This window comes from Syntrophales bacterium, from assembly GCA_030655775.1.
In the GTDB taxonomy this organism is placed as follows: Bacteria; Desulfobacterota; Syntrophia; order Syntrophales; family JADFWA01; genus JAUSPI01.
Genome location: JAUSPI010000034.1, coordinates 1 through 4,583 on the forward strand (window position 1 = coordinate 1; position 4,583 = coordinate 4,583).

General features: G+C 46.7%; 6 protein-coding genes. 2 read left to right on the plus strand and 4 right to left on the minus strand.

What is annotated here, in order from left to right; genetic code table 11:
* Nucleotides 1-218 (plus strand): hypothetical protein (locus Q7J27_01955; protein MDO9527903.1); only part of this gene is annotated, 218 nt, incomplete at its 5' end.
* A gap of 359 nt (nt 219-577) precedes the next feature.
* A complete protein-coding gene (locus Q7J27_01960) occupies nt 578-1,579 on the plus strand; it encodes a P1 family peptidase (protein ID MDO9527904.1) in 1,002 nt (333 codons plus the stop codon).
* A 237-nt stretch (nt 1,580-1,816) separates the two neighbouring features.
* Here Q7J27_01960 and Q7J27_01965 read toward each other — a convergent pair whose 3' ends face one another.
* The 4 genes from Q7J27_01965 to Q7J27_01980 form a co-directional block, all read right to left on the minus strand.
* Complete coding sequence (locus Q7J27_01965; GenBank protein ID MDO9527905.1) at nt 1,817-1,999, minus strand: hypothetical protein; 183 nt, start codon at nt 1,997-1,999, stop codon at nt 1,817-1,819.
* Nucleotides 2,000-2,173: 174 nt separating this feature from the next.
* Entirely contained in the window at nt 2,174-2,686 is a 513-nt protein-coding gene (locus Q7J27_01970; GenBank protein ID MDO9527906.1) for a cache domain-containing protein, read from the minus strand.
* 269 nt (nt 2,687-2,955) lie between these two features.
* On the minus strand, nt 2,956-3,276 hold the full coding sequence (locus Q7J27_01975; GenBank protein MDO9527907.1) for a hypothetical protein: 321 nt from the start codon (nt 3,274-3,276) through the stop codon (nt 2,956-2,958).
* A gap of 122 nt (nt 3,277-3,398) precedes the next feature.
* Nucleotides 3,399-4,184, minus strand: coding sequence for a transporter substrate-binding domain-containing protein (locus Q7J27_01980; GenBank protein ID MDO9527908.1), 786 nt, complete (start codon nt 4,182-4,184; stop codon nt 3,399-3,401).
* Between the last annotated feature and the right edge of the window lie 399 nt (nt 4,185-4,583).

The following is a 4,583-nucleotide window of genomic DNA, read 5'->3' on the forward strand; positions in this document are numbered from 1 at the left end:
AACAGCATCGCGAGGTTCATCTGGGGAAGTTTCTCCTTGTCGCGGTTGTGACCCCATTTGATGAATTCGTTGAGTTCCGAATACGACGATACCGACGTGATGTCGTAGCAGATATAGTCGTCCTCCAAGACCTTGCCTACCCACTTCGCGAGGAAGGTCTGCTTGCCGTCAGGAAAACTCAAAGAACTAAAAAAGGCGGCCTGACGGAGTTACCCTAAAAACCATTGAGGTTAGCGCACGTCCGCCGCTCATCTCCTGTTCAAAAATCAGGCTTCCCTGAAGAACAGAAAAAGCGGACAATTCATTTGCTACAAAACCGGACATTCTATTTGCTCTTGACAGGGAAGATTTGCAGGGTGGCTCGTTGATTACGCATCGAAGTCTTGTATCTATGCAAATATACTGATCCTGTGGACTACAGGAAGGAGCCCCCACCTTCAATCAACCGAAAATCTCCCTCCCCAAATTGTATATTTCATGAATAGGCTTTATTGGAAAATGCAAACAGTTTCTTGACATACAAAACCGAAATTCTTATAGTAAGGGCATAAACAAGAAAACAAATAGGATCATTTGAATGAATACGGAAAAAAATAATTCTCTTACGGATGTGGAAGGGCTGTTGGTTGGGCATTTTACTGATACCAAAGCGGCCTGCGGTGTAAGTGTGGCGATATGTCCTGAGGGAGCAACCGCCGGGGTGGATGTGCGTGGTTCAGCGCCGGGTACACGCGAAACTGATCTTTTGGCACCGCTTAATCTGGTGGAAAAAGTGCAGGCGATTGTCCTTACCGGCGGTTCGGTGTACGGTCTTTCCGCGGCGGATGGCGTTGTGCGCTGGCTTTCTAAGAAAGGTTTGGGCTTTCCGCTTGAGGCTGGCAACGTGGCGCCGATAGTGCCCGCAGCGGCGCTGTTTGATTTGGGTCGCGGCAAAGACTATATCCCTGCAATTGATGCCGCATGGGGAACCAAGGCTTGTGAAAATGCCGGACCCGACGCGTTTCCATTAGGATGCGTGGGGGCGGGTACTGGCGCTCTGGCAGGTGGGATTAAAGGCGGACTGGGAACGGCGAGTGAAGTTTTGGCTTCAGGATTGACAGTAGCGGCAATGGTTGCCGTCAATTCTTTGGGATCAGTAATAGATCCGGCGACTGGAAAACCATGGGAAATAAGGATGGAGCAAGGCGCAGAATTCGGCAAGCAGGGAAAAAGATCGGTATTGTTACCTGTACCGCCTAAAGCGGAAGCAGGCCGCAACACAACAATCGGCATTGTAGCAACAGACGCTGTTTTGACCAAAGCTCAGGCGCAAAAAATTGCCCAGATGGCTCATGACGGGATGGCGCGCGCTATCCGGCCGGCGCACACAATGTTCGATGGTGACACAATTTTTTGTATGGCGACAAACAAGAAAGAATTACCCGATACACCCGGTTTTTTCGCCGCGCCCAAAGCAATGGCTTTAATTGAGGTCGGCAGAGCAGCGGCCGATTGTATGACCAGAGCGATCATCCGGGCGGTATTGGAAGCAACCAGTTCCTATAACATGATCGCTTTCCGGGATTTGGAAAACCGTTAATCGTTTTTTATAAAAAGCAAATCATCCCACAGGGCATGAGAGTCTTGGTTTCTAGAGCTCCAATGCTTTTTTAATTTTACCGATCATGGCTTCTTCTTCATTATTATACTTACCATCAATCAGACAGAGGCGTTTTGTTGATAAGTCATTGCTTTCGATGGGCGGAAGTATAGGGGGCTGTTTTTGCTTGTCAAAGGATATTTTGCATCGAAAAGCAGGGGCTGGCGATAAAGGTGATCATTGCCACGAGAACGCTTGAATAATTTTCATTGCCATGTCTCGCAGGTTGACGGTCTCACGCACCTCCGCCAATACGGAAAGAGAAAAAAACAGCATTATGCCAATCAGCGACAGTACAATCATGGCAAACCTTACAAAACCGCACATCGGTTTGTATTGTATTCTTCTGACCGTTTTCATCTCTATTTCCCTCCTTTCACAGACCAGGTTACCCGTATCACATATTACTGAAAGAACATCAATGATTTCGATTAGAAGCCCTGCATTTTCTCCGAAGTGAAAAATTTGGGGAGGAAGTTGTACGTAAGATATGAGCAACAAAAAACCATCGGTTCAGTCGCCGTACCTCTCATCTCATCGGTAATATCCAGTGCCGATAACCCATCCGAAGGGTTTGAAAGGCATCACGTATGATCTCTTGGGTTTGGCGGTGCTTTCTCCCCGCTTCGAAAACCAGTACTCCACATATCCGCCGCCGGTTTTGGCCTTCCCGATGAATTCCTTTACGTAAAAAGTGCCTTTCTGGTCCTTGTCCTCAAGCCGATTTCTCCCCTCAACGTCTTTCCGACCGTAGAGAATCACATTGACACCCTCCTCAGTATCTGCCCAGAAATATCCATCCGTTCCGTAGCGAAGTTCTCGCAGCAGGTCCGCGCCAAGCTTCTTTGCCTGCTCCATGGTCATTTCACCTTTTTGATGTTTTTCAGAAATGGCCTGGAGCATGCTGATTGCCGTTTCAACCTCACTCTTAATCATCAAATCCAAAGCCGATAAGCTTTTCCCTGTTTTTGACTGACAGAAAGCGGTTTGATTAAGAAACATAATGCTCAGAAAAACCAGAAGAATAAACACGTAAGCTTTTTTCATATCCCATCCTCCTTATCAGCTAAGAGTATTTATTTTACCGAGGAGATCAAGAAAGTAACCCCGTGTTACCTTAGCAGGAGATCACCGGGAGGACCCACTATTCAATAACCAAGAGCTGCCCCTCTCCCTCCAATAATCAACAGGCTCTGTCTAATTAAGTCAGGGTGCGACTGTTCTTATTACATTGAGCAAATTCTCTGCACCTGTGTAGAAAACAACCAGCTTGACCGGAACATCCCCGGTATTTTTGCCGCAGTGACCGGTGTTGACTATCTCGATGATCCCATCTCCAGATTGAAAGATTGATGTTTTTTACCCTCCACCTCAACAGTCAATGACCCTGATAACACGTAGGCATAAACAGGGACAGGATGAGTGTGCCATCCTGTTTCAGCACCAAGGGGAAGTTCCACAGTCATGACCGTCACTTCAGGGTTGTCCATTTTTAAGTAGGCGATGGGTTGGCCGTTGCTCATGTTTTTTGTTTTGAGGACAACCCGTGCCTGAACGCCGCCACTGTATTCGTCGGCGCTGACAAAGGAAGCCATACAAAATAGAAAGAAGAGGCATAATGATATTCTGGATTTCATAACCCCCCCCTTTGTCGGCGTGGTGGCCTTCTGTCTGATGCGCAATGGAAAACAGGTTTCACTGTGTACAGCATCCTGGAAATTAGCGCATCCGGATCATGCTGGTTTAATGGACTCTTTCTCTATTTTTTCAGCAGATCATTCAGGTTCGCATTGGGAATGTAGCTCCGGTATATCTTTTCGAAGGTGCCGTCCGCCTTCAGGCCATCCAGGACCGACTGCCATTTTTTAACCATCTCAACAGGAGTTCCAAGCGACACCGCGATGTAAAAATAGGTATTGCTCACAGTAAAGACCGGTTCCAGATCATCCATGCTGTATCCGGCATTCTTTACAATTTCGGGAATTGTAATGTCGGTAAAGACTGAAAGCTGTACCTCTCCGTTCATGAGTTGCTTAACACTGGTGATTGGAAGAGGAGAACTAACCAGATTTGTAAAACCTTTGTCCTTTAGGTATTGTTCGGTAAACCAGTTAGTAGTCGTCGCAATGGCAGGAATCTTTTTGGCCTCTTCCAAGCTGTTGATTCTGATACCGGAACCCTTCTTTGCGTAAAAGATCGCGCTATTTTTGCCGACCGGCCCTACCCATTGAAACAGCTTCTCCCGTTTTTCCGTCCTCTCTGCACTAAAGAGCACTACATTTGGGTTGCTCAACGCCTCATTGTAGGCTTCATCCCAGGAGGTCAACCGAATGTGATCTGGAATGCCCTGACGGGTAATGATCTCCCGCACCACGTCCGTGACAAAACCGGCAACCTTTCCATCTTTCATAAAGGTAACTGGCGGGTATTCCTCCGTCAACATTTTCAGCTCATACGTTCTGTTTATATTGCTCTGAGTGGCGCATACACAACCTACAAGAACAAATAAACTAAATATCAAACAGAACCAACTGATTCTTTTCATAAGCGCATCCTTCCTCTTAACGTAGTGTCCATATTTATACCGACCATATCACAATAGCTGAAAAATTCCATCAAGGATAATTAATTGAAGAACTAAACCGCTGCGCGGTAGCCTCCGCTTGGCATTCTTTGGTGGTTCACGATAAACCAATCCCTCCGAATATTCAACATAGACTTTTTGTTACGCTTGCTGATCGACTCGAATCTCAATACAGTTTCTTTTGTCATACCATCGGCATGAGCCGGCGGGAATTTATTAACAAAAGGAGATTGTATTATGGGAAAGTTGAGAGATCAGATGTTGGCAGACCTTCAGTTGAAAGGAGCCACAACAAGGACGCAAGCGACATACCTGAGAGAAGCAGGGAACTTGGCAAAATACTTTAACCGGTCACCGGCG

Coding starts and splice junctions, on each gene's coding strand:
- Q7J27_01960 (MDO9527904.1), top strand. CDS start 578: ATGAATACGGAAAAAAATAATTCTCTTACGGATGTGGAAGGGCTGTTG.
- Q7J27_01965 (MDO9527905.1), bottom strand. CDS start 1,999: ATGAAAACGGTCAGAAGAATACAATACAAACCGATGTGCGGTTTTGTA.
- Q7J27_01970 (MDO9527906.1), bottom strand. CDS start 2,686: ATGAAAAAAGCTTACGTGTTTATTCTTCTGGTTTTTCTGAGCATTATG.
- Q7J27_01975 (MDO9527907.1), bottom strand. CDS start 3,276: ATGAAATCCAGAATATCATTATGCCTCTTCTTTCTATTTTGTATGGCT.
- Q7J27_01980 (MDO9527908.1), bottom strand. CDS start 4,184: ATGAAAAGAATCAGTTGGTTCTGTTTGATATTTAGTTTATTTGTTCTT.